This is a genomic window from Roseburia sp. AF02-12 (assembly GCF_003461765.1).
Taxonomy (GTDB): domain Bacteria; phylum Bacillota; class Clostridia; order Lachnospirales; family Lachnospiraceae; genus Roseburia_C; species Roseburia_C amylophila.
The window spans coordinates 130,763-157,210 of record NZ_QTXS01000001.1 but is presented as its reverse complement, the minus strand read 5'-3'; the positions used below and the strand labels follow the sequence as shown (position 1 = coordinate 157,210).

At 41.9% G+C, this 26,448-nt stretch carries 24 protein-coding genes and 1 other RNA gene; all 25 read right to left on the bottom strand.

The features are described from left to right. Positions 1-64: 64 nt before the first annotated feature. The gene (locus DV740_RS00715; protein WP_118056898.1) at positions 65-475 is read right to left on the bottom strand and encodes an L-2-amino-thiazoline-4-carboxylic acid hydrolase; all 411 of its coding nucleotides are present in this window, start codon (positions 473-475) and stop codon (positions 65-67) included. A gap of 222 nt (positions 476-697) precedes the next feature. After that, a complete protein-coding gene (locus DV740_RS00710; RefSeq protein ID WP_117840792.1) occupies positions 698-1,222 on the bottom strand; it encodes a flavodoxin family protein in 525 nt (174 codons plus the stop codon). Positions 1,223-1,368: 146 nt separating this feature from the next. Beyond that, positions 1,369-2,109: an alpha/beta hydrolase gene (locus tag DV740_RS00705; RefSeq protein WP_118087261.1), complete on the bottom strand. Its 741-nt coding sequence runs from the start codon at positions 2,107-2,109 to the stop codon at positions 1,369-1,371. A 128-nt stretch (positions 2,110-2,237) separates the two neighbouring features. After that, complete coding sequence (locus DV740_RS00700) at positions 2,238-2,840, bottom strand: Type 1 glutamine amidotransferase-like domain-containing protein (protein WP_118087260.1); 603 nt, start codon at positions 2,838-2,840, stop codon at positions 2,238-2,240. Positions 2,841-3,024: 184 nt separating this feature from the next. Beyond that, positions 3,025-3,368: a transfer-messenger RNA gene (gene ssrA / locus DV740_RS00695) on the bottom strand. A 102-nt stretch (positions 3,369-3,470) separates the two neighbouring features. After that, positions 3,471-3,938 carry an SsrA-binding protein SmpB gene (gene smpB, locus DV740_RS00690; protein ID WP_022242388.1) on the bottom strand — a complete coding sequence of 156 codons (468 nt, stop codon included), beginning with the start codon at positions 3,936-3,938 and terminating at the stop codon, positions 3,471-3,473. After that, entirely contained in the window at positions 3,919-6,084 is a 2,166-nt protein-coding gene (gene rnr, locus DV740_RS00685; RefSeq protein WP_118087259.1) for a ribonuclease R, read from the bottom strand. Before rnr ends, smpB begins: the two co-directional genes overlap by 20 nt. Positions 6,085-6,282: 198 nt before the next feature. Next, positions 6,283-6,522 carry a preprotein translocase subunit SecG gene (secG, locus tag DV740_RS00680; RefSeq protein ID WP_117696942.1) on the bottom strand — a complete coding sequence of 80 codons (240 nt, stop codon included), beginning with the start codon at positions 6,520-6,522 and terminating at the stop codon, positions 6,283-6,285. Between the two features lie 112 nt (positions 6,523-6,634). After that, the gene (eno, locus tag DV740_RS00675; RefSeq protein WP_118087258.1) at positions 6,635-7,900 is read right to left on the bottom strand and encodes a phosphopyruvate hydratase; all 1,266 of its coding nucleotides are present in this window, start codon (positions 7,898-7,900) and stop codon (positions 6,635-6,637) included. An 84-nt stretch (positions 7,901-7,984) separates the two neighbouring features. Further along, entirely contained in the window at positions 7,985-9,418 is a 1,434-nt protein-coding gene (gene purB / locus DV740_RS00670; RefSeq protein WP_118087257.1) for an adenylosuccinate lyase, read from the bottom strand. 198 nt (positions 9,419-9,616) lie between these two features. Continuing rightward, positions 9,617-11,062: an amidophosphoribosyltransferase gene (purF, locus tag DV740_RS00665; protein WP_118087256.1), complete on the bottom strand. Its 1,446-nt coding sequence runs from the start codon at positions 11,060-11,062 to the stop codon at positions 9,617-9,619. Positions 11,063-11,083: 21 nt separating this feature from the next. Continuing rightward, on the bottom strand, positions 11,084-11,956 hold the full coding sequence (locus tag DV740_RS00660) for a phosphoribosylaminoimidazolesuccinocarboxamide synthase (RefSeq protein WP_022242394.1): 873 nt from the start codon (positions 11,954-11,956) through the stop codon (positions 11,084-11,086). A gap of 417 nt (positions 11,957-12,373) precedes the next feature. Further along, positions 12,374-13,915 (bottom strand): 2,3-bisphosphoglycerate-independent phosphoglycerate mutase, encoded by a 1,542-nt coding sequence (gene gpmI / locus DV740_RS00655; protein WP_117696935.1) that lies wholly within the window; start codon positions 13,913-13,915, stop codon positions 12,374-12,376. Between the two features lie 40 nt (positions 13,916-13,955). Beyond that, positions 13,956-15,383 carry a CapA family protein gene (locus DV740_RS00650; protein ID WP_158561486.1) on the bottom strand — a complete coding sequence of 476 codons (1,428 nt, stop codon included), beginning with the start codon at positions 15,381-15,383 and terminating at the stop codon, positions 13,956-13,958. 406 nt (positions 15,384-15,789) lie between these two features. Continuing rightward, on the bottom strand, positions 15,790-16,614 hold the full coding sequence (locus tag DV740_RS00645) for a class I SAM-dependent methyltransferase (protein ID WP_118087254.1): 825 nt from the start codon (positions 16,612-16,614) through the stop codon (positions 15,790-15,792). After that, on the bottom strand, positions 16,611-16,979 hold the full coding sequence (locus DV740_RS00640; protein ID WP_118087253.1) for a TetR/AcrR family transcriptional regulator: 369 nt from the start codon (positions 16,977-16,979) through the stop codon (positions 16,611-16,613). The genes DV740_RS00645 and DV740_RS00640 overlap by 4 nt, the downstream gene beginning before the upstream one ends. Positions 16,980-17,014: 35 nt before the next feature. Then, positions 17,015-17,443, bottom strand: coding sequence for a Fe-S cluster assembly sulfur transfer protein SufU (gene sufU, locus DV740_RS00635; protein WP_117696924.1), 429 nt, complete (start codon positions 17,441-17,443; stop codon positions 17,015-17,017). Further along, entirely contained in the window at positions 17,433-18,644 is a 1,212-nt protein-coding gene (locus tag DV740_RS00630) for an aminotransferase class V-fold PLP-dependent enzyme (protein ID WP_118087252.1), read from the bottom strand. The genes sufU and DV740_RS00630 overlap by 11 nt, the downstream gene beginning before the upstream one ends. 1 nt (position 18,645) lies before the next feature. Continuing rightward, positions 18,646-19,722 carry a SufB/SufD family protein gene (locus DV740_RS00625; RefSeq protein WP_118087251.1) on the bottom strand — a complete coding sequence of 359 codons (1,077 nt, stop codon included), beginning with the start codon at positions 19,720-19,722 and terminating at the stop codon, positions 18,646-18,648. 21 nt (positions 19,723-19,743) lie between these two features. Beyond that, positions 19,744-21,150, bottom strand: a complete 1,407-nt coding sequence (gene sufB / locus DV740_RS00620) for a Fe-S cluster assembly protein SufB (protein WP_118087250.1) — start codon at positions 21,148-21,150, stop codon at positions 19,744-19,746. 12 nt (positions 21,151-21,162) lie between these two features. After that, positions 21,163-21,906 carry a Fe-S cluster assembly ATPase SufC gene (gene sufC, locus DV740_RS00615; protein WP_118087249.1) on the bottom strand — a complete coding sequence of 248 codons (744 nt, stop codon included), beginning with the start codon at positions 21,904-21,906 and terminating at the stop codon, positions 21,163-21,165. A gap of 17 nt (positions 21,907-21,923) precedes the next feature. Then, positions 21,924-22,364: an RrF2 family transcriptional regulator gene (locus DV740_RS00610; RefSeq protein WP_117696912.1), complete on the bottom strand. Its 441-nt coding sequence runs from the start codon at positions 22,362-22,364 to the stop codon at positions 21,924-21,926. Positions 22,365-22,566: 202 nt separating this feature from the next. Then, entirely contained in the window at positions 22,567-23,319 is a 753-nt protein-coding gene (gene tpiA, locus DV740_RS00605; protein ID WP_022242403.1) for a triose-phosphate isomerase, read from the bottom strand. 66 nt (positions 23,320-23,385) lie between these two features. Continuing rightward, positions 23,386-24,597 carry a phosphoglycerate kinase gene (locus tag DV740_RS00600; RefSeq protein WP_022242404.1) on the bottom strand — a complete coding sequence of 404 codons (1,212 nt, stop codon included), beginning with the start codon at positions 24,595-24,597 and terminating at the stop codon, positions 23,386-23,388. A gap of 181 nt (positions 24,598-24,778) precedes the next feature. Continuing rightward, a complete protein-coding gene (gene gap / locus DV740_RS00595) occupies positions 24,779-25,795 on the bottom strand; it encodes a type I glyceraldehyde-3-phosphate dehydrogenase (protein WP_022242405.1) in 1,017 nt (338 codons plus the stop codon). Between the last annotated feature and the right edge of the window lie 653 nt (positions 25,796-26,448).

Below are 26,448 nucleotides of genomic sequence, written 5' to 3'. Positions count from 1 at the left end.
AAAGATTTAAATTTTTCAAAAAAATAAGAGCAGTCTGTGAAACTACTCTTATTTCTATAACATTTTATTTTGCACTTCTTTTCGTATAACCGCAGTCGCAATACGGTCCACCCGAAGCGATTGTATATTCCTTGGCAAAATTACTGACACAATCTGCTTCACTCATTGTATAGTCAAGGCGGCACATTGCAGGTATCAGCTTAGTCAGTCCCAGTTCATTCATCAGTGTGCAGATTCCACAAGTTGTAAATCTCGCTTCGTATCCGCTGCCATCCTCATACTCATAAAATTCCATATTCCAGGAATAAGGATTTCTGTCACCTGCTTTGAATTTTGCAATCTCTTTCTTTGCTTCGATATCTGATTCTGAGAATTTTTTCTTTCCACCTGTCCGGCAAAACCACTGCATAAATCCCGTCATCATGGATTGCTTGTAATATTCCGTTGCAGATTCAACCTCCGGCAGTTCCGGCATACTTCATATTAATTCGCCCTCCACTTTTCCAGCACCGATGATGATTTCTCACAATCCGGATATTGCGAATACGCTTTCGTATTCTGCAAATATTTCTACTTGTACATTTGTCGAATATACCGACAGAATTCTCATCTAATATTAGCTTTCCTTAACACATTATAAATTAACACTTCTCAGCACAAATTCTCTATCTCTGCAAATCCGAATCTGGAACGTGCTTTATAAATTTTTTCCGATCCCCTCAAGTTCGTTCATGGAATCCTTGTTTTTTTCAAGTTCATCTCTGGCTGTTGCGTAATATGATTTTTTGAAAAGCATATCCCATGAAAGATATTTTGCCATACAGTCAAACTGCTTATCAATCAGCTCATACTGGATACTGTCTACGGGAGAACCGCCTACAATAATCGTGCCAACTTTTTTATTTTTTAACTGCAATCCACGACAGTAGCACTTATCAATGATAAGTTTCAATTGTGCTGACATTCCCCACCAATAAACTGGTGTAGCAAAAAGAATCATATCTGCGGCAGCAATTTTATCAATTGTAGGATTTGTATCATCCTTATCGACGCATCCCTTAGAGCATTGACAGACACCACATCCCTTGCATGGTGCAATGTTGAGTTTGTCAGGTTCAATGATTTCAATTTCATTCTTTTCTGATGCTCCTTTTATAAATGCATTGATTGCTGTCAGCGTGTTTCCTTTTCTGGCACTTCCATTAATGATTACAATTTTCATACGTGTATCCTCCAACTTCCAATTGTTTTAATTCTTCTCAGTTCCACCTTCTTGCCCTTCGGACAAGAAGTATCCCCCGCTCAAAGAGCTCGGTCAATTCAAATCTTCTATTGCTTTCAGCCTCTGCTGAAGACTGAAAGTTACCTTCACTTTACTATTTCTAATAGTTTTCTCACATAATCATCTGCGTGGTTTATTGAAAACTCTCCATGATACATATTAGGAAGAACTTGTATAAAACTATCCTGCAATTTTTCATGAATGATTTTAGCAGATTTTTTCATTGATTGCTTTTCTTTTTCTCCAACATAAATTTGAACGGTTGCTTCACACTCTCCAATGCCATCTTTTAGTGAATATACTGAGTTTTCCTGTAAAAAGGCAATCATATCACTCTTTCTAATAGCACAAGTATCTTTGTAATATTCATCAAACAAATTCGACTTTATTCGTAGTGATTTGAATTGCAATTTTGAAAACCACTTATACTTTATTAAGCCATAGCAACTTCCAAACGCCGGTTTAATCATAGAATATGTAAATTTTGAAGGTATCACAAGTACACTTTCCACTATTGCATACTTACATATATCTTTGCGTTGAGATAAAATTTCAAGCAAAATCTGCCCTCCAAGCGATAGTCCTCCCATCATTAAAACAGAACCGCCCAATTTGCTATTTACAAATTCTATAATATCCAAAGCATTATTCTCTATCGTTGTAAACTGCTTATCACATCCTGCATGACCATCTAATATAGGCAAAACCACATGATAATCTGTTTGAAGTCTTTCAGCAACCTCTTTGTAATTCCACCATGATAAACCGCCTCCGTGTAAGAGGATAATTACATCGCTGTTTTCTTTTCCATATTCTACATAATTCAACCTCTTTCACCTCGCTGTAAACTTCCGATTCTAATGTCTCTATTATACCATAATGATACTATTATAAAAAAGGAAAAAGAGCTCCTTCGAGCTCTTTTGAGTCAGTTCTGCAAACTTGAATTTTCAAATTAGTCTCTGCAAATAACCTTTGAACCTTCACCATCAATTACAATTCCCTGACGGTTGTTAATCGGGCATAGATTCAAATCCGAAAACTCAGTCATTATTTTCTCGGTAACTTTCTTAAATGGTGCTGTAAGATAATGCGGAAGAACATAGAAATCAAGCAAATCAAGCCCTGCATCATCTTCTTGTGAGTAGTCCTCTGGCTTTTCATCCATTTGCTCGATATATTGGATGCTTGGAGCGCATATAATTGCGCCTGCCGACTCGCCGATCATCAATTTTCCATTTGCCAATTCCTTTTTCAGTAGCCCATCAGTTCTCGTTTTACGGAGCTGGTCCATAAGAAAGAAAGAATTTCCGCCGGTAAAATATATCACATCTGCTTCTTCAAAAACAGACTGTATCGTTGAATAAGCCTCCGTTGAAATATCAATTTCAGTTACGATTGCTCCCAACTTTTTGAATAATTTTCGAGCCGAGCCGACATAACCGGTGTAGCCTTCACGCAGTGAAGCTGTTGGAATAAATGCGACTTTCTTATTTTCAATTTCTTCCTTTATCAGACTTCCCACACTTGAAAAGTGCGAACATAAAAATAGCTTCATCAATATTCTCCTTTATAAATTTCGATTTGTCAAATTCAAATCCGCATTATATCTTAAAAATAACGGCATTATATATCACTTTCGCAACCATACAATGCCGTTACTTTTATTTTCTTCGATACACCAAACCAAACATATTCCTGTATACGATAATATCATATACAGAATTCGACTTGTTCAGCTTTAGTGGACTAGACGGGAGTCGAACCCGTGTCCAAAAACCAATCCCCTGTCCTTCTACGAGCGTAGTTCATAATTTGACATTCCCTCTGCAATTCCGGTATGAACACCGTAACTGTTTCAGTAGCTTCATCATACGCCCACGGGTTCAAAGCTTTGCCCGTGTCGTTTCTCACATAGTCGAAGCCTGGGTCCTAAAGTGTGAGTGCTCTAGGTCAGACTGCTGCCATTAGGCAGCGTAAGCTAATTTATTATCGTTAGCGTTTAATTTTAAGTTTGGAATTTAACGCATCACCCTGCGGCTCGCTTCTCCAGCTTCATAATCCCTGTCGAAACCTTTACTAGCCCTTATATATTTATTCTATTATAACCTGCCTCCGCTATTCCTGCAAGAGGCAAAGATAGAACCACTGTTTGTATTGCCATTAACTGACAATTTTTATCCGCCTATTAACCAAGATTTCTTACTTTGAAATCCCGCTCTGCTTCACGGCGCATATCCTTCTTTGCAATATCATTCCGCTTATCATAAAGCTTCTTACCTTTTGCAAGCGCAATCTGGACTTTTACCAGACTTCCCTTGAAATATACTTCCACCGGAACAATGGTATAACCTTTTTCCTTAATCTTCTGCTCTAATTTACGAATCTCGTTTTTGTGCATCAGAAGCTTCTTCGGACGAAGCGGATCACGGTTAAAAATGTTTCCCTTTTCATATGGGCTGATATGCATACCATATATGATGACTTCCCCATGTTCAATGTGTATGAAAGACTCCTTGATACTGCATTTTCCCATACGGAGTGATTTTACTTCTGTTCCATGCAGGCTGATTCCTGCCTCATAAAGTTCTTCCAAGAAATAATCATGTCTTGCCTTCTTATTATTGGCAATCATCTTAATCGATTCTTTTCCCATTCTTCATTTCTCCTGTTCCTGTTGCCTCTGTCAATTCAAAATCGATGGTTCTTACAATCTCATCCACACCGATTACCCGGATATATACTTTCTGTCCCAGCTTATAATGGCGGTTCGTTACTTCGCCCACCAGTTCAAAAGTGTCTTCAAAATACTGATAGTAATCATCGGTAAGACTGGTTACATGCACAAGACCCTCTACCGTATTTGGCAGCTCGACATACATGCCATAAGATGCCACACCGGAAATAACGCCTTCATAAACTTCTCCAATATGCTCTGCCATATACTGTGCTTTTTTCAGTTTCTCCGTCTCGCGCTCTGCCTCATCTGCCCGGCGTTCTGTCTCGCTGGAATGTTTGGCTACTTCCGGCAGAATCGTTTCGTAATGTGTCATCCGCTTATGATTCATCCTGCCCCGCAATGTTTCCTTGATAATGCGGTGTATCTGCAAATCCGGATAACGACGGATTGGTGAAGTAAAATGGCAATAACAGCTTGCTGCCAGTCCGAAATGTCCGGTGTTTTCTGTGGTATATTTTGCCTGTTTCATGGAACGGAGGGTCAGCCGGCTGATTAATGCTTCCTCCGGTGTTCCTTCGATTTTTCCTAACAACTTCTGCAATTCCTTCGGGTGAATTTCCTCCTGGCTGATATGCAGTGTATATCCGAAATTTCCAATTAGTGTTGCAAGTTTTCGGATTTTTTCTTCGTCCGGTGTCTCATGGGTACGATAGAGAAACGGTATCTCCTGCCAGAAAAATTCCTGTGCCACCGTCTCATTAGCAATCAGCATGAAATCTTCAATTAATTTCGTAGCTGTATTTCTGTCATATGGCTTGATTTCCAATGGTCTTCCATTTTTATCCAGAAGGATTTTCGTTTCCGGGAAATCAAAATCAATCGAGCCGCGTTTCATACGATTCTTACGAAGCAGTGCTGCCAGCTCTCCCATTTTTTCAAACATCGGAACCAGTTCCCGATACTCTGCAATTGTTTCTTCGTTATGGTCTTCTAAAATTTCTTTTACCGCTGTATAAGTCATTCTGCGGTCAATTTTTACCACAGACTCTACAATTTTATGGTCAATGACTTTGCCCTTGGGGTTAATGGTCATGATGCAGCTCAATGCCAGCCGGTTCTCTCCTGCATTAAGGGAACAGATTCCATTGGACAATGCATGGGGCAGCATCGGAATCACGCGGTCAACGAGATATACACTGGTTCCGCGGTTCAGTGCCTCTACATCCAATGCGCTGTGCTCCTGCACATAATTGGACACATCTGCAATGTGAACGCCCAGAATATAATTTTCTCCATCCATGGTAAGGGATACCGCATCATCCAAATCTTTGGAGTCTTCTCCATCAATTGTCACCATCTGCCAGTCCCGCAAATCTTCCCTGCCTGCCATATCAGCCTCACTGACTTCTTTAGCTACATTTTCCACCTGTTTCATAATCTTCGGTGCAAATTCTGTCGGCAGGTCAAAGCCTCTTACAATGGATAAAATATCTGTTCCCGGGTCATTGATATGACCAAGTATTTCAACAATTTTTCCTTCCGGTTTCTTACCGTTTTTACCATAATCAGTAATCTCAACGACAACTTTGTGTCCATCTACTGCTCCTTTGGAGCGTTCGATTGGAATAAAAATATCCTGTGCCAGCTTCTGGTTATCCGGCACCACAAATCCGAAGTTCTTACTGCTCTGATAAGTTCCGACAATCTGATGCAGACCTCTGGATATAATTTTTATAATTCTGCCTTCCCGGCGTTTTCCGGTCTTCTGCGGATTTACTGCAACAGATACGGTGTCCATATGCATGGCTCCGTTGGTATTCTCCTCCGGGATATAGATATCTTCCTCTTCGCCCTCTACCGTCACAAAGCCAAATCCTCTGCTGTTTCCGGTATAAACACCGGTTAAGAATCTTCCGGAAGCCTTTACATATTTGCCCTTCTGGGTCAGCTCTACCTTGCCTTCTTCCAGCAAAGCATCCAAAACCGCATGCAGCTCTTCCCGCTGCTCTTTGGATACCTGCAGAATCATTGCAATCTCTTTGGCTTTCATCGGGACATATAAGTCATCACAGATAAACTCATATACAATTTTCTTTCTTTTTTCCAGTGCTTCTCTATCCATTCTTTTCTTTCCTATTTTTTCTTGCTGCTCACATAACTTCAAGAAACTGTTTTACACTTTTCTTGCGCCTGCGGCAGTCACTTGTGGCATCTACCTTATACACCGCAGTGTGCATCCTCGCGGAGCTTTTTTACTTTACAGGAAAGCAATTCCTGTAAAGTAAAAAAAGCTGTCGTTCACACGACAGCTCTTTGGTTCTTAGAAACTTCCAATATTCAGTACGATGGAAATTAACAGGAATAAGATTACCAGTACTCTAGTTACCTTTACCAACATTCCTTCCATAGAACGACCTTTATTCTTGCCCCAATAAGTATCAGCTGCTCCGCTGATTGCTCCAAGTCCTGCAGACTTACCTTCCTGAAGAAGAATAATTACTGTCAATGCGATAGATATAATAATAAATACAACTGTTAAAACCGTTTTTAAAACTGCCACGAATGACACCTCCTGTGGATTTATAATACTCGTAACTTTGACAGTATATCATACACACGGACAAATTACAACCACTTATTTCGCATTTATATTGAAATTTTGCTGAAATCTATTACGATTCTTCAATCCGAATCAGACGATTATATTTTGCCGTCCGCTCGCCACGGCACGGTGCTCCGGTTTTAATCAGGTCACTGCCAAGCCCTACTGACAAATCCGCTATAGTCGTATCCTCTGTCTCGCCGCTCCGGTGGGACATGATGGTCTCATAGCCATGTTCTTTTGCCATGCGGATGGCTTCCATAGTTTCTGAGAGAGTTCCAATCTGGTTTGGCTTAATCAGAATCGCATTACCGCATCCCATGGAAATTCCTTTATTCAGGCGCACCGGATTCGTGACAAATAAATCATCGCCTACCAGAATCACTTTATCTCCCACTTTTTCTGTCAGACGTTTCCAGCCATCCCAATCCTCTTCGTCCAGCGGGTCTTCAATGGAATAAATCGGAAAACGGCGAAGCATCTTTTCCCAGTGCACAATCAGTTCATCCGTGGTATAACGTTTGCCGGATTTTGGCAGATAATATTCTCCCAGTGCATTACCTTTCCATTCGCTGGCAGCCGCATCCAGAGAAATCATAAACTGTTTGCCTCTGCCACAGCTGTACCCTGCTTTGGTAATGGCTTCCATGATAAGCTGGATGGCTTCTTCCTCATTTGCAATGTTTGGGGCAAAACCGCCTTCATCTCCCACTGCCACAGACAACCCACGGTTCTTTAATAATTTTTTCAAATGATGATAGACTTCTGCACACCAGCGGATTCCTTCGGTAATGCTGTCAGCACCAATTGGAAGTATCATAAATTCCTGAACATCCAGATTGTTATCGGAATGTGCACCGCCATTTAAAATATTCATCATCGGCACCGGAATTGTTACTGCATTTACGCCGCCCACATAGCGGTAAAGCGGCATCTGCAATGCTTTTGCTGCTGCTTTGGCACAAGCTAAGGACACACTTAAGATTGCATTGGCACCAAGCTTTCCTTTATTTTCTGTTCCATCCAGTTCCAGCATCAGCGCATCCAAATTTTCCTGCCGCAATACGTTTCTGCCTATCAGTGCTTTTGCAATTCTTGTATTTACATTTTCTACCGCCTGCTGCACACCATTTCCACCATAACGCTCGCCGCCGTCTCTTAATTCAATGGCTTCAAATTCTCCGGTGCTGGCTCCGGAAGGTGCTGCCGCCCGGGCAGTCGACTTCTTTCCGGTTGTCTCCGTCTCCACAGTTACTTCTGTTTCTATTGTGGGATTTCCTCTGGAATCTAATATTTCTCTTGCATGAATTCGTGTAATCGTCATTTTTACAGCCATAAAAAAATCTCCTTTTGAAAATATTCTGAATTAATAGTTCAGTATCTCCAAAAGAAGATTTTTTATTCTTTCGAAATAATTCGATTATACGTTAATCTCGGCTGTCATACCAAGAATCTCTTTGTTGTCATCCAAAATCGGCTGTACCACATTCTTTAAGAAGGCATCTACCTGAATTGGTGCTCTTCCCACATATTTTGCAGGGTCCATATTCTGCTTCAACTCTTCTAAGGTTGTATGGAATGCAGGTTCTGCTGCAATCAGCTCAAGAAGATTGTTCTCTTTACCCTCCTGTTTTACATTTTTGCCTGCTTCCATGGAAAGTACACGAATCTTCTCATGTAATTCCTGACGGTCACCACCAGCTTTTACAGCATCCATCATAATATTCTCTGTTGCCATAAACGGAAGTTCGCTCATCATATGTTTGTAAATAACTTTCTCATATACTACAAGTCCATCTACCACATTTAAGCAAAGGTCTAAGATTCCGTCGATTGCAAGGAAGCCTTCCGGAATGGAAAGACGCTTGTTTGCAGAGTCATCAAGAGTTCTCTCAAACCACTGGGTTGCGGATGTAATTGCCGGGTTTAATGCATCAATCATGACATAGCGGGAAAGGGATGCAATACGTTCACTACGCATTGGATTTCTCTTATATGCCATTGCAGAGGAACCGATCTGGCTCTTCTCAAACGGTTCTTCCACTTCTTTCAGGTGCTGCAGAAGACGGATGTCATTGGACATCTTATGTGCACTTGCTGCGATGCCTGCTAAAATGTTGGCAACTCTGGTATCTACTTTTCTGGAATAGGTCTGTCCGGATACTGCATAGCACTCCTTGAAGCCCATTTTCTGTGCAATCATCGGATCAATCTTATCGATGGTTTCCTGATCTCCGTCAAAAAGCTCCTGAAAGCTTGCCTGTGTTCCTGTGGTTCCCTTGGAACCTAAAAGTTTCAGGCTGCCTAAGACATAATCTAAGTCTTCCAAATCCATAATAAATTCCTGGCACCACAGTGTTGCACGTTTTCCAACGGTAGTTGGCTGTGCCGGCTGGAAATGGGTAAATGCCAGTGTCGGCTGATTCTTATATTTATCTGCAAATTTTGCCAGTTCTGCAATGACATTTACTAATTTCTTACGAACCAGTTTTAATGCCTCTGACATAATGATGATATCGGTATTATCTCCAACGTAGCAGGAGGTTGCTCCTAAATGGATGATTCCTTTTGCTTTCGGACACTGTACGCCATAAGCATATACATGGGACATAACATCATGACGGACTTCTTTTTCTCTTGCCCTTGCCACATCATAGTTGATATCATCCTTATGTGCCTTTAATTCATCAATCTGTTCCTGTGTAATATCAAGTCCAAGTTCTTTCTCGGTTTCTGCCAGTGCAATCCAAAGTCTTCTCCAGGTACGGAATTTCATATCCGGGGAAAAGATGTACTGCATTTCTTTGCTGGCATAACGCTCTGATAATGGGCTGTTATATCTATCGGTACTCATATGTGTGCTCCTTTTTATTTTTTATATTTATAATTGCAGACTCAGCTCCACTCAAAAGTTTTGCTCCACTCGGAAGCTTCGCTTCCTCGTTGTCCGTTGCACCTTCGTGCACCGTACAATCCTTACAACCATACCGGCTGGTTCATACAAGCATGACAGCCGGTACGGTTATAAGGATTAGCCGCTGTGTCAGTCTGCTTACCGCTCATATTCGCCACGGATATCCTCTTTTGGCGGCTCCATCGGATATTTTCCGGTAAAGCATCCTTTACAGATTGGAAGTCCTCCTACCAGCTGTTCCAGACGCTCTATTTTTAAGTATCCCAAAGAATCTGCACCTATTATTTTCCGGATATCTTCGATGGTTCTGTTATAGGCAATCAACTGCTCCCGCTCCGGAATATCGGTTCCAAAATAACATGGCCATAAGAATGGAGGGGAACTGATTCTTACATGCACTTCTGTGGCACCGGCTTCTTTTAACATATTTACAATACGGTCAGATGTGGTTCCACGCACGATGGAATCGTCAATCATAATAACACGCTTGCCACGGACTGATTCTGCCAGTACATTTAATTTTACTCTTACGCTGGATTCTCTGCTGCTCTGCTTTGGTTTGATGAAGGTTCGTCCCACATAACCATTTTTTACAAAAGCAGTTCCATATGGAATTCCGGACTGCAGGGCATAACCCTGAGCTGCTGCATTTCCGGACTCCGGTACTCCTACTACCAGGTCTGCATCTACCGGTGAATCCATTGCAAGGAAACGTCCTGCCTGGATACGAGATGCATAAACGCTGACCCCGTCAATATGGCTGTCCGGTCTCGCAAAATATATGTATTCAAAAATACAACGTGCTTCCTGTTCTTTTGGAAGACACATGGTCATATCAGACTGAATGCCGCCTTCCGGTGAAATTGTTACCACTTCTCCCGGCAATACGTCTCTGACATACTCTGCATCAATGGTCTCCAAGGCACAGGTCTCAGAAGTAATGATATAAGCATTGTCACGTTTTCCGATTACAAGGGGTTTGAAGCCATATGGGTCTCTTGCGCCAATCAGCTTACGAGGGCTGGCTACAACCAAAGCATAAGCTCCTTTTAACTTCTGGCAGGCTCTGCGTACTGCTTCCTCGGCTGTCTTGGAATTCAGACGCTCTCTTGCAATGTGGTAAGCAATTACCTCTGAATCAATGGTGGTCTGGAAAATTGCTCCGGTATATTCCAAATCTTTGCGAAGCTCCTTCGCATTGATGAGGTTTCCGTTGTGTGCCAATGCCAGCGTACCTTTTACATAATTCAATACCAGCGGCTGTGCATTCTCACGGGTGGAAGAACCTGCAGTGGAATAGCGGACATGACCGACTCCGATATCACCTTTCATTGCTTCTAACTGTTTTCCGGTAAATACTTCGTTTACCAGTCCCATATCTTTATAGGAAGTAACTTTTCCCTTCGGTCCGTTTGTCTCACTTACTGCAATACCACAGCTCTCCTGTCCTCTGTGCTGTAATGCAAACAGACCATAATAAATACTGGAAGCCACATCATTTCCGTCAAAATCATACATGCCGAAGACGCCACATTCTTCATGCAGTCCGTCCCATGGGCCTTCCTTTAATTCATTGTTATTCATAGGGTTCTCCTGACTATATTTTTAAGCAAATTTCTTACCGGTCAGTAATTCAAATGCTTCTTCGTATTTCTCAATTGTCTTCTTAATTACTTCATCCGGAAGGAGATAATCACTGTCTGGATTTGCTTTTAACCAGTCTCTTACAAACTGTTTGTCATAAGAAGGCTGTCCCTGTCCCGGTTTATATCCTTCTAATGGCCAGAAACGGGAGCTGTCCGGTGTCAGCATCTCATCACCTAAAACTACATTTCCATTCTCATCGAGACCAAATTCAAACTTGGTATCTGCAATGATGATTCCTTTGCTTAATGCGTATTCTGCACATTTCTTGTAAAGTGCGATGGTATATTCTTTAATCTTTTCTGCGTACTCAGCACCCTTGCCCGGGAATGCTTTCTCTAATACGTCAATACTCTGTTCAAAAGAAATATTCTCGTCATGGTCACCAATCTCAGCTTTGGTACTTGGTGTGTAAATCGGCTCAGGTAATTTATCGGATTCTACAAGTCCTTCCGGTAATTTGATTCCGCAGACGGTTCCGTTCTCTTTGTAGCTTGCCCAGCCACTTCCGGTAATATATCCACGAACAATACATTCGATTGGAATCATTTCCAGTTTCTTGCACATCATGCTGTTGCCATCATATTTCTCATTCTGGAAAAATTCCGGCATATCTTTTACATCAACGGAAAGCATATGGTTTGGCACGATATCCTTTGTAAAATCGAACCAGAATCTGGACATCTGTGTCAGAATTGCGCCCTTATTGGTAACCTTGTTCTTTAAAATATGGTCAAACGCTGAAATTCTGTCTGTTGCAACAATGATAAGGCTTTCTCCATTATCATATACTTCTCTTACTTTTCCTTCTTTAAATGGTTTAAATTCCTGCATACTGCTTTTGTCCTCCATTTTATGCTTTCGCAAATTTTTGTTGTGATAAAAAACACTACTGGAAAATTATAATACAGTGCCTTTTAGAAAGTCAATGAATTTGGGCGAAGTGCGCCTTTTGCCCCATATAGAAAAATGAGCGAAATTTATTAGTTTTTTTGTCTAATATTTTCTATTTATAAGTATTATTAATATATGTGCCGGAAAATACTTATCTATAGCAAAAGATTCTGTACCTTACACTTGAGATACAGAATCTTTCTATTTACGCGAGTAGCGAGAAAAAATCTGCGAGAAAAGAAGGAGCCAGGCTTGCCTGAGCGAGCTTCTTTTCTCAGCAGATTTTGGCGAGCACCGCGATAACTCGAGAAACTCGCAAAGCGTGTTTCTCGTAGTTAGTATTTCGCCCTTACGGTCTTATTTTTTGATTAACAAAGATTTCCCTGTCATTTCTTTTGGCTGTTCCATTCCCATCAGCTCGATTAATGTAGGAGCGATATCTGCAAGACATCCACCCTCTCTTAAACCGTATGCTGGGTCTGCATTTACCAGAATGAATGGTACCGGATTGGTAGTATGTGCTGTAAATGGTTCGCCTGTTTCATAATCGATTAACTGCTCTGCATTTCCGTGGTCTGCGCAGATGAACATCTGTCCGTCAACCTCTTTTAATGCTGCAACAGCTTTGCCTACGCACTCATCAACTGCTTCTACTGCCTTGATTGCTGCAGCCTGAACTCCGGTATGTCCAACCATATCCGGGTTAGCAAAGTTGATTATGATTACATCATATTTTTCAGATTTGATAGCATCTACTAATTTATCACATACTTCGTATGCACTCATTTCCGGTTTCAAATCATAGGTTGCTACCTTTGGAGATTTTACCAGAATTCTTTCTTCGCCTTTGTTTGGCTCCTCTACACCGCCGTTGAAGAAGAAGGTTACATGAGCATATTTCTCAGTCTCAGCGATTCTTGCCTGAGTCTTGCCATTGTCTGCAAGAAACTGTCCAAATGTATTGGTAAGTTCTACCTTGTGGAATGCAACGGTTTTGTTTGGAATGGTTCCATCGTATTCTGTGAAACATACATAAGTTACGTTCTTTCTTGCGCCTCTGTCAAATCCGTCGAACTCATCTGCACAGAATGCTCTGGTAATCTCTCTTGCACGGTCAGGGCGGAAGTTAAAGAAGATAATGGTATCGTTATCCTGTACGGTTGCAGTTGGAGCACCATTTTTCATAATTACAGTCGGAACTACGAACTCGTCTGTTACATCTTTTGCATAAGATGCATCAATTGCTGCAACAGCGCTGTCTGCTGTCTCGCCAACACCTTCTGTAATTGCTTTATATGCTTTTTCTACACGATCCCAACGGTTGTCACGGTCCATTGCATAGTAACGTCCGTTGATGGTTGCAATTTCACCAACACCGATTTCTTTCATTTTTGCTTCCAGCTCTTCGATAAATCCTTTTCCGGAAGTAGGTGCGGTATCACGGCCGTCTAAGAAGCAGTGTACATATACTTTGTCTAAACCTTCTTTTTTTGCCATTTCCAGAAGTCCAAACAAATGTGTAATGTGGCTGTGAACTCCACCATCGGATAATAATCCATATAAATGAAGTGCAGAACCGTTGTCTTTTACATTTTTCATGCCGGCAAGCAATACTTCGTTTTTAAAGAAATCTCCATCTTCGATTTCTTTGGTAATTCTGGTTAATTCCTGGTATACAATTCTTCCTGCACCCATGTTCATATGTCCTACTTCGGAGTTACCCATCTGTCCATCCGGAAGTCCTACGGCAAGTCCGCTGGCATTTCCCTTTACCCATGGATAATCTTTCATCAGTGCATCAATGTTTGGCTTGTTTGCCTGGGCTACTGCATTACCCTCAGTTTTGTCATTCAGACCAAAACCATCTAAAATCATCAATACGGTTGGTTTTTTACTCATGTTTTTTCCTCTTTTCTTTAAAATCTTCTATTGAAACGGATTACTCCGTTGCTGTCACATAACCATCATCATCTATGGTAATTCCCACGGAAAGGGATTCCATAAAATCAAAAATACGTCTTTTCTCACTTTCATCTGTCACCAGTGAGGTCTTGTAATTCTTCTGTATACACGGCAGAAACCGAAAATCAATAGTTCCTTCATCCCGGATGATTACCTGGGATAAGCCGGTATCTAATGTTGACGCCGAAAACCAGAAATTGCCAAGACTGTAGATAATCGGCACGCCATCCATATATTCCATGCCCTGCAGGCAATGGGTATGTCCGCCGATAATGACATCCACACCGGCTTCCACAAACTGTTTTGCAAGAGCCACCTGGTCGGAACCAAAATAGTTATTTCCTTCTGTTCCCCAGTGTACAAAAGCAATCACATAATCGCTGTTGTCTCTTGCTTCTTCTATTACTTTCAGAAACTTGTCCGGATTTAAGGTCTTTAACACGCCCGGTGTCGTCTCAGTTGCTTCCTTCGTATAATTTAAAGAGCGTTCAATCTGTGTAGCTGATACAATTGCTATTTTCTTTCCATTTGCCACAAAATATACCGGACGCATGGCATCCTTTAAATCTTTTCCTGCTCCTACATACGGAATTCCTGCCTCTTCCAGTGTATCTATGGTATCAATCAATGCAGCTTCGCCATAGTCATAGACATGATTATTGGCAAGACTGACAATATCTGTTCCAAATGTTTCTAACAAGTAGACACGCTTTGGATCTGCCCGGAAAGTATAATCCTTGCCAGCTAAAGGTTCCCCTCTTGTACTGTAGGTGAACTCATTGTTTATCATCATAATGTCTGCATTATTCATTTCCTGCAATAAATCTTTGGAAAAGCAGTCATTGATTCCATTTGGCTGTCCATCCATGTGTTCCGTTGTGCCCCAGCCTTCTGCAAAATTAATATCGCCGGTAAAATCCAGCACAATCTCATCCTCAGAGCTGCATGTCTTCCAGTAAACCTGCTGCAGATCCTCTTCATTCATTCCTGTTGCCTGACAATAAAGAAGCCACAACACATGAATCGAATTTCCGGTCTCTTTATACCAGATATTTACATCCTGTTCTTCCTGGGACTCTTTTGCAATATTAAGCACTGCATCTTTTCCGTAGTTGGCATAAATCCAGTTCAGAAAGCTCTCATCAATCCGGTAATCCCCGATAAACTCTTTACTGCAGGAATCTAATAATGCCTCGTATGCATCATCCAGATCTTCTATTACCAGCTTCTTCGTCTCCTGCTTCTCTGATTCCGAAGCTGTTTCTGTAGATTCTGTTGCTGCATATTCTATTTGTTCACTGTCTTTCTGTTCTGCATTTACTGCCGTCTTCTGCCGGCATCCGCTGCAAATCATTCCAAACAATAATATTGTCAGCCCTGCTATCTGCAAAGTTTTTCTTCTCAAACCGGTATCCTCGCCCAACTCCTCTTTTCTCTCTTGTATGCCCTGCTTTATTGCCGATAACATTATACACTATCTTTCTTTTTCTAACAATCCTTATTTTGCAAGCGTATTCTGGTATAGACTAAATTATCTGTGCAGGTCGTTCGTCGACAATGCCACGTAAGGGCAGAAAGGGGTACTAAGAATTTCCTCTATACGCCTTTTCTTCCCGCAACCGGTGCATATTCGCATCCATGCTCAGATGCACCTCGCAGGTACATCCCTGTGCCTGCGTTGCTAAATTGTATAGGAAATTCCAAGTACCCCTAACAGCCCTTACAAGGCTTGCCGACGAATGACCCGCACAGATAGTTTGCTGTATACCAGAATTCGATTTTCAAAATTCTACTATTAGGCTTCAAAAATATCACACTTCTTTTAACTCTATGATTTGGTTCGATATGTTGCGGACTGCCGGTATTTTCCCAATTATTCCATAGATTGGATAGAGCTTTTTCATACCCTCCACCAGGCTTACGTCCTTTACCGGTTCAAAACCCGGCAATTCTTTTGCCAGTATGCGTCCGTTCTTTACACCCCAGGTAAATTTCGCTTTGCTGGCTTCTATGGATTTTTCTTTGATGTGTTTTACTACAAATGGAGACATGGTTTCCACCAGTACAGTTGCATCGGTAAAATGTTTTCGGATAATTGTAAATATCTTCTGCACATTCTCCTTGGAAAGATACATGGTCAGCCCTTCGATAATCACAAGAGTCGGACGTGTTTCATTGTGTAAATCGGTCTCAGCATCAAGTGTCTTATGAACCTCTTCTGCCCACGCCTCATTCATCGCAGAATAAGGAAGGACGGATACCCGCCCAGTTTCTTCTAAGAATTTTTTACGCACTTCTATGGTCACTGGCAAGTCCAGATTAAACCAGCGTAATTTCCCGTTATCTACCCGATAAAATCTGGTATCCAGACCACAGGCAATATTAATTACAACAGCATTCGGATGTGCTGTGACATAGTTTTGTACCAGTTCATCCAATACAATGGTTCGTGCCACAACGCCATTTCGCATCATGGCATCTTCCTTTGCCTTTGTGAAATCATAGTCCATCTCTTTTACGATTTCCATTGCCTTCTTATCATAGATAAGATGTCCCTCTCTTTCAGACTCCATGGCTCTTGCATAGAGTGTCTGAATCATGGTTTCCGGTACTCCGGTCATTTCAATTTTCTTCATGTGTGCTCTCCTTTCGCAACATAACAAAAGTTATATTCTGTTATGGTAAAGAAAAAAGGACACCCTCCAGATTTACATCCAGAAGGCATCCTGTCATTTTCGATTGCTGTCTCAGGATTTGCTGCCTCTCTTACATATAATTCCTGCATCAGCTTCTGATACTGTTCCACTGCCGGTCCTAAGATTGCATGAAGCAATGCTTCCTTATTGGCAAAGGAAAAGTAAAAGGCTCCGGTGGTCACATTTGCCCGCTTGCAGATGTCCCTAAGACACGCCTGCGTATAACCCTTTTCTAAAAATTCTGCTTTTCCTGCTTTGATGAAACATAATCTTGTCTGTTCTCTATTTCTTTCATTCTCACCCATAACACTCGCTATGTTAGTATAGACTAACCATTTTGTCAAGCTTCATCATTTAACATTTCTTCTAAGGTATGCCAGCCTAATACGGCACATTTTACCCGGGCAGGCATATGGGAAATATCCTTTAATGCCGAAGCTTCTTCCAGCTCGTCGATTTCTTCATCCGAAGCTTCTCCTTTAATCATTTTTAAGAATAATTCTCCTAAATGCAGTGCTTCCTCTTTCTTCTTTCCGACAATCATGCCCAGCATAATATCGGCAGATGCCTGGGAAATAGCGCAACCATCTCCTACAAATGCACCGTCTACGATTTCATCACCATCTAATTTTAATTTTAAAAAGATATCATCTCCGCAGTTTGGATTCACGCCCTCTAATACCAGGTCGGCATCCGGAAGGTCATGCTTGAACTCCGGGTGAATATTGTGTTCGGTAAGGATTTCATTATAAAAACTTCTACTCTCCATATCCCATTCTCCTTCTGACTCCTGCCACGCTTTTTACCAGCGCATCGACTTCTTCTTCTGTATTGTAGAACATCAGGCTTGCTCTTGTAGCGGAGCGGACGCCCAGATACTCTAACAATGGCTGTGCACAATGATGACCTGCACGGACAGCCACACCGTCGGATTCCAATACCGCACTGACATCATGCGGATGCACGTCTTCAATGGTAAATGTCAGGATTCCGGTATGCTCTTCTGCCAGTTCCGAACCCAGCACATGAACCTTTGGAATTGCTTTCAGTCCTTCCAAGGCTCTTTTCGTAAGTGTAAGTTCCCGCTCCTGCATGGTTTCAAAACCGATTTTGTTAATATAATCAATGGCGGCAGCCAGTCCCACTGCGCCTGCTGCATTGACGGTTCCTGCCTCAAACTTATGCGGAAGCTCTGCATATTTTGCACCGTCTCTTGTTACAGAATCTATCATTTCTCCGCCGGTAAGGAATGGTGGCATTGCCTTTAAAAGTTTTTTCTTTCCATATAAGACACCGATTCCCATCGGTCCCATTAACTTGTGACCGGAAAATGCCAGAAAATCCACATCCAGCTTCTGCACATCAATCGGCATATGTGGGGAGCTCTGGGCGGCATCCAGCACGACTACCGCATTGCTCTTTCTTGCTCTTCGCACAATTTCCTCTACCGGAGTCGGACGTCCCAGCACATTGGACACCTGTGTGATTGCCACCAGTCTTGTTTTATCAGAAAAAGCTTCGTCTAACTTTGCTTCGCTTAAACTACCGTCCTTTTCACATTCCAGATAAATAAGCTTTGCGCCGGTCTGTCTTGCCACCATCTGCCACGGCAGCATATTGCTGTGATGTTCCATAATGGAAACCACAATTTCGTCCTCTGGGCAAAGGTTATTTAAGCCATAGCTGTACGCTACTAAATTCAGGCTCTCTGTGGTATTTCTGGTAAATATAATTTCTGTCTCAGATGCAGCATGGATAAACTGCTGAACTGTTTTTCTCGCTGCCTCATAGGCATCGGTTGCTTCCAGGCTCAAAGGATAGAATCCACGCAGCGGATTGGCATTATGTTTTTCATAAAATTCCTTTTCCGCTTCAATGACGCATGCCGGCTTCTGTGCGGTTGCTGCATTGTCAAGATAGATAACATCCCGGTCTTTAAAAAGAGGAAAATCCTTCTTAAAATTGTACATCCTAAATCACCTCTTCCAGCGCTTCCTTCGCAATTTTTTCTGCTGCTTCATCCTTCATCAAATCACAGATATGCTCCAATTTTGCACCTGTCACAATACGTTCTGCAGCTTCTTTATCAATACCTCTTGCTCCAAAATAGAACATGGTATCTTCATCTAATTCTCCAATGGTTGCTCCGTGATTTCCCTTTACGTCTTCCTGTGCACATAAAATCAGCGGAATGGTCTTATTTTCCACATCATCACCCAGCAGAAGTACGCTTTCCTCTTCCTGTCCTTCTGCGCCGGAGGAACCACGTTTAAAATCAATGGTTCCGCGGAAAACTTTATGTGCCTGTCCGCGAAGAGCTCCGTCAGAATTAATATAGCTCATGGTTTTCTCGCCAAAATGATTGGCTACCATATTATAGTCTAAAATCTGCTGTGCCTGGCCAAGATATCCAGTCTCTGTGGCAAACTTACTTTCTTTTCCATTCAAATCCATGCGGCATCCGGAATAGAGATTTCCTTTTCCAAGGAACAACTGGATATATTCCACCTTTGCTCCTTCGCCAATTAAATTGCCGCCTATATCACTTAATAAAGTCTCATGCTCCTGCGGCATCTGAACCTGAACTAATCTTACAGATGCACCGCTTTCGACTTTCATCTTGACACGGACTGCCAGAGATGCTTCTGCGGTACTGTCTTCCTCTTTTGTGGCATCCGGAGCCACACGGCTGTCCATCACAACAGTAAGTGTACTGTTTTCTTTTGCAACTATCTCTACACAGCCTGCCGTATGTGCATCTTTTTTACCGGAAATGTGCAGTCTTACGGTTTTATCCTGTCCTGCATTATCTGCAAGAATCTGATATTTTGCAGTATTTTCTGTTGCAAAGATTGCATCTGCTTCTCTTCCGGCACCGGTTTCAATGTCCGAAAGCTGCTCTGTTTCAGTAGCTACTGCATCTCCCTCTGCTGCAATCTCACAAGGTTCTATCTTCGTGCTCCATTTTATCGGAGTTTCATTTACCTTCAGCCAGTTCCAGGTAGGAGAAGGCAATTCATTGATTTTCATACTTACATTTTGTTCCATGCTCTTTCCACATCCCTTCTGCTATCCTATGCTGCCCTTCATCTCAAGGCGAATCAAATTGTTCATTTCCAGTGCGTACTCTAAAGGCAGTTCCTTGGAAACATTATCCGCAAATCCGCTGACGATGCAGGCTCTTGCGTCCTCTTCGCTCATGCCTCTTGACATCAGATAAAAAATTGCTTCATCACTGATGCTTCCAATCTGGGCTTCATGTCCCACATTAGCATCCTTGGTACGGATGTCCATTGCCGGAATAGTATCGGAACGGGACTCAGAATCTAACATCAGAGACTGACAGGATACTGCTGACTTCGTGCCTTTCGCTTCCTTCGTTACCACAACAGAACTACGGAAAGTACTGATACCACCATCCTTGGAAATGGAACGTGTATTCATATAGGAGCTGGTGTCCGGTGCGCAGTGTACCACTTTGGCTCCGGTATCAAGGTTCTGTCCTTTTCCTGCAAAAGTTACACCGGTAAATTCCATGCGGGCGCCCTTTCCTTTTAAGACACTCATCGGATACAGATAGGATACATGGGAACCAAAGGAACCGGATACCCATTCAATGGTTCCGCCCTCTTCTACCAGTGCCCGCTTGGTATTTAAGTTATACATATTCTTTGACCAGTTCTCGATGGTGGAATAACGAAGTTTTGCATTCTTGCCAACATACAATTCCACGCATCCTGCATGCAGATTGGCTACATTATATTTTGGTGCGGAACATCCTTCGATGAAATGAAGGGATGCTCCCTCATCTACGATAATCAGTGTGTGTTCAAACTGCCCTGCACCTTTGGCATTCAGTCTGAAATAGGACTGCAGCGGAATCTCTACGTCCACACCCTTGGGCACATAAACGAAAGAACCGCCGGACCAGACTGCACCGTGCAGTGCTGCAAATTTGTGGTCATTTGGTTTTACCAGCTTCATAAAGTGCTTCTGTATCATATCTGCATATTTGCCATGCATTGCACTTTCCAAATCCGTATAAATAACGCCCTGTGCGGCAACTTCTTCTCTTACATTATGATAAACCAGTTCGGAATCATACTGTGCGCCAACACCTGCCAGTGACTTTCTTTCTGCCTGTGGGATTCCAAGACGCTCAAAGGTATCTTTAATGTCCTTTGGCACCTCAGACCATTTTCCCTTCATCTTTGTGTTTGGGCGGACATAGGTTACGATATGGTCCATGTCCAGTCCTTCAATCGATGGTCCCCAGTCTGGCACTCCCATTTCATTGTAAATCTGTAACGACTGTAAACGGAAATTCTGCATCCAGACGGGGTCATTTTTCTCTTTTGATATCTGCTCTACGATTTCAGGAGTAAGACCTTCTTTCAGCTTATAAGCATCCTTCTCATCGTCCCGGATATCATATATGCTTCTGTCGATATCTTCTACATAGCTTTTCTCTTCCATTCCTTACACTCCTTACTCGTATTTTGCAAAACCATTCTCGTTTACTTCATTAATCAAGGATGCATCTGCGGTCTTAACAATGTGTCCTTCCACCATGATGTGTGTGAAATCTACGTGTAATGCCTCTAAAATCTTGGTGCTGTGTGTAATAATCAAAAGGCTTCCCTTACTGCTCTTCTGGTATTCTTCGATTCCCTTTGATACGGTTCTTACTGCATCTACATCCAGTCCGGAATCGGTTTCATCCAGAATCGCAAGCTCCGGCTTTAACATCAACATCTGTAAAATTTCAGCTTTCTTTTTTTCGCCGCCGGAAAATCCTACATTCAAATCACGTTCTGCATAAGACGGATCCATCTGTAAAAGTTCCATTTTCTCTGCCAGTTCTTTCTTAAAATCATAGAAACGGACTCTCTTTCCAGTCTTCTGTTCCAATGCACTACGGATAAAGGAACTTAAGGTAACGCCCGGTACTTCCAGTGGGTTCTGGAAAGATAAGAACATGCCGCTCTTTGCGCGTTCATTCACCGGCTCTCCGGTAATATTTTTTCCCTGGAAAAAGATTTCTCCGCTCTCTACCTGATAACGTGGATTACCAACCAGTGTATAACCCAGTGTAGATTTACCGGTTCCGTTTGGTCCCATCAGTACGTGTGTCTCATGTCTTCCTATTTCAAGATTTACGTCATGTAAAATATGTTTTTCTTCTACACTGACATTCAGATTTTTAACCTCTAAAAGTAATTCTTTGCTCATTTTTCTTCCTCCTGCATCTATTGTTTCTTCTTCGCTGCTTTCTTCTCCGCTTCCTGCTTCGACTGCAGAACATCCGCCAGCGTCATTTCATCAAAATATTTATCTATCAAATCTGCCAGTCCCTTCCAGATTGGAAGTGTACAGCAGGAATCTGATTTTTCACATGGCTCCTGGTCTTCTCTTAAGCAGGATACCGGTGCTAGCGTTCCTTCTGTCAGCCGCAGGATATCACCAACCCTGTATTCTTCCGGTTTCCGCTTCAGACGATAACCGCCCTTCTTGCCGCTGACTCCTTCTATCATATGTCCCTTGGAAAGAATGGCCGAAATACTCTCTAAATATTTCTGGGAAATATTCAGTTTCTCGGCAATTCCTTTTAACGGAATATATTCTTCCGCATCATGCTCCGCCAGCTCGACCATGACCTTTAATGCATACCTTCCTTTGGTTGAAATCATGCTCTGCATTCCTCCTTTTCTGGTTCATTCGCATCATATACCCATTCGCCTACTATGTCAATGGGTGAATCCGTTTTCGTTTGTTCTTTTCGGGGAACAAAAAACGCCACCAAATGCATTTCACCGGTAAATACTACCAATGTCATAATGCATTTCGTGACGTTTCTTCTTTCTTATGAAAATATACTATTTTCCAAAAAGCTTATTTATTGTAATTTACAATCTTTCCAAAGTCAGCCTTTAAGGAAGCGCCTCCTACCAGACCACCATCGATATCAGCTTTTGCGAACAGCTCTGCTGCATTTCCTGCATTTACAGATCCACCGTACTGGATACGGATAGACTCAGCTGTTGCTTCATCATATACTTCACGGATGCAGGCACGGATTGCGCCACAAACTTCTTCTGCCTGATCAGAAGTAGCTGTTTCACCGGTTCCGATTGCCCAGATTGGCTCGTAAGCAATAACTGCTGTTGCAGCCTGCTCTGCTGTTACGTTCTGGAATGCAATCTTAATCTGCATACGGATCCAGTCAAGGTAAATACCCTGTTTTCTCTGTGTTAAAGTCTCTCCACAGCAGATGATTGGTGTAATACCATGTTCGAAAGCTTTTAATACTTTCTTATTTACAGTCTCATCTGTCTCTGCGAAGTATTCTCTTCTCTCAGAATGTCCTAATACAACGTATTTTACGCCAGCGTCTGTAAGCATTGCCGGAGAGATTTCTCCTGTGTATGCTCCGCTCTCTTCAAAATACATGTTCTCTGCACCGATGCAGATGTTAGAACCTTTTGCTGCTTCCATTGCTGGAATAATATCAATTGCTGGTACGCAGAATACTACATCTACGTCTTCGTTTGCTACTAATGGTTTTAATTCATTTACCAGTGCAACTGCCTCGCTAGGAGTTTTGTTCATTTTCCAGTTGCCGGCAATAATTTTTTTTCTTGCCATTTTAAAATGTCCTTCTTTCTTAAATATATAAGCTTTTGCCTGCATACAGGCATGTGCTTTGATTACTTATTTATCATTTGCTGCTGCAACGCCTGGAAGCTCTTTACCCTCTAAGAACTCTAAGGATGCTCCACCACCTGTTGAGATGTGGCTCATCTTGTCACCGAATCCAAGCTGGTTAACTGCTGCTGCAGAATCTCCACCACCGATGATGGTTGTTGCATCTGTATCAGCTAAAGCTTTTGCTACAGCGATAGTACCTGCTGCAAGAGTTGGGTTCTCGAATACACCCATAGGTCCGTTCCAAACAACAGTCTTAGCAGTCTTAACAGCATCTGCGAAAAGTGTCTGTGTCTTAGGTCCGATATCACAGCCTTCTCTGTCTGCCGGCATCTTGTCTGCATCATAAGTTTCTACTTCAACTGGAGCATCGATAGGATTTGGGAAATCTTTGATCGTTACAGCATCTACCGGAAGAAGAAGTTTCTTTCCAAGTTTCTCTGCCTTTGCCATCATTTCTTTACAATAATCGATCTTAGTATCATCTACTAAAGAGATTCCGATTTCATATCCTTTTGCTTTTAAGAATGTGTAAGCCATACCACCACCGATGATTAAGGTATCACATTTCTCAAGTAAGTTGTTGATTACATTTAATTTATCAGCAACTTTTGCACCACCAAGGATTGCAACGAATGGTCTTACCGGATTCTCTACTGCATTTCCAAGGAAGTCGATTTCTTTCTGCATTAAGTATCCAACTACTGCAGTGTCAACTAACTGTGCAACACCTACGTTAGAACAATGTGCTCTGTGAGCTGTTCCGAATGCATCATTTACAAATACATCACAGATAGAAGCAAGGTCTTTAGAGAAAGCTTCTCCGTTCTTTGTCTCTTCTGGTCTGAAACGTGTATTCTCAAGTAAGATAACATCGCCATCGTTCATAGCTGCTACTGCTGCTCTTACGTTCTCACCAACAACTTCAGGGTCAACAACGAATTTAACTTCCTGTCCTAATAACTCTGTAAGTCTTGCTGCTACTGGTGCAAGAGTTTTGGTCTGTTTGTCTTCTTCTGTTTTTACTTTTCCTAAATGGGAGCAAAGGATAACCTTTCCACCATCAGCGATTAATTTCTTGATTGTAGGAAGCGCTGCAACCAGACGGTTCTCGTCTGTAATCTTTCCTTCTTTTAATGGTACGTTGAAATCACATCTGCAAAGAACGCGAAGTCCTTTTACATTAATATCATCTATAGATTTTTTATTTAATGACATATTAAGTAGTCTCCTTTAAATTTTATTTCTAATAGCAAGAAAGAGCCCGGTCCTAAAAGACCGGACCCTTTTCCTGAGTCTTATCTGCACTCTGGCAGCCTGTCGCTTAAAAAAGTAGTCTACCGTGCAGTGATTGTTCGTTAAACTACGGGAAACACGCTTTGCGGGTTTCTCTCGTAAATTATGCTAACTCGCTGAAGTATTTGATTGTACGAACCATCTGAGATGTGTAGCTGTTCTCGTTATCATACCAAGAAACAACCTGTACTTCGTACAGATCATCAGATACCTGGTTAACCATGGTCTGTGTTGCATCGAACAGAGAACCGAATCTCATTCCAACGATATCAGAAGATACGATTTCGTCTTCGTTGTATCCGAAGGACTCATTAGCTGCTGCTTTCATAGCTGCATTGATATCTTCTTTTGTAACGCCAGCTTTCTTAACAACTGCTGTTAAGATTGTTGTAGATCCTGTAGGGGTTGGAACACGCTGAGCAGATCCGATTAATTTTCCGTTCAGTTCTGGGATAACAAGTCCGATAGCTTTTGCTGCACCAGTGCTGTTTGGAACGATGTTAACTGCTGCTGCACGAGATCTTCTTAAATCACCTTTTCTCTGTGGTCCATCAAGAGTCATCTGATCACCTGTGTAAGCATGGATTGTTACCATGATACCAGACTGGATTGGAGCATATTTATTTAATGCATCAGCCATAGGTGCTAAGCAGTTTGTTGTACAAGAAGCTGCTGAAATGATTGTATCAGATGCTTTTAATGTCTCATGGTTTGTGTTGTATACGATTGTAGGAAGGTCATTACCTGCTGGAGCAGAAATAACAACTTTACGAGCACCTGCATTGATGTGTGCCTGTGCTTTTTCTTTGCTTGTATAGAAACCTGAACACTCTAATACAACGTCAACTTTTAATTCACCCCATGGGCAGTTGTTTGCATCTGGGAATGCATAGATTTTGATTTCTTTTCCACATACGATGATAGAATCATCTGTGCAGGATACTTCATCAGCATGCTCATATTTACCCTGAGAAGAATCATATTTTAACAAGTGTGCTAACATTTTAGGGCTTGTTAAATCGTTGATTGCTACTACTTCGTATCCTTCAGCACCAAACATCTGTCTGAATGCCAGACGACCAATACGGCCGAATCCATTAATTGCTACTCTTACTGCCATTATTAATTCCTCCTAGAAATTTAATATAAAATATCTTTATTTGGGATTGTACCCAATCTGGTATTATTCTAACCAATTTTTGTCGAAAGTTCAAGTAGTTCCCATCACTTTGTTAATTTTTTCACTATTTTTATTTCTTCTTTCTCATTTTCAAACAAATGTTACAATAGCTTTTCCATTTTTCATACTGTCTTTTGACAGATTGTCAAATTTCTATTATAGTATTCTGTGTATTATATACAAAGATTTTACTATACTTGTGAAAATGTAACATTTTTCTTAGTAGAAATGTGTAAACACTGGGTAAGGTTTGTGCAATATGTAGGGGAAAGGAATAGGAAAGCTTCTTCCCGAAAACACTGGAGCGGTTATAATGTGAGAATCCGCAGCACTTCACGGGCAGTATTTTTCTTGAAATTAGGCTGTCTTTCCGGCTGCTTTGACCGGATACTGCTTTTGTCTGCCAGCAGCGGATACCACACTTTGTCTGAAGGGACTCTAAGAATTCCTGCAAAGATATTTGATTTGCGGCAACCGGCACAAATTCATATCCATATTCAGATTGTGCCTCGCTGGTACATCCATGTACCAGCGTTGCCGGGTTGCAAAAGGAATTCTACGAGTCCCTAACAGACGCTGTTCACGGTATCCGC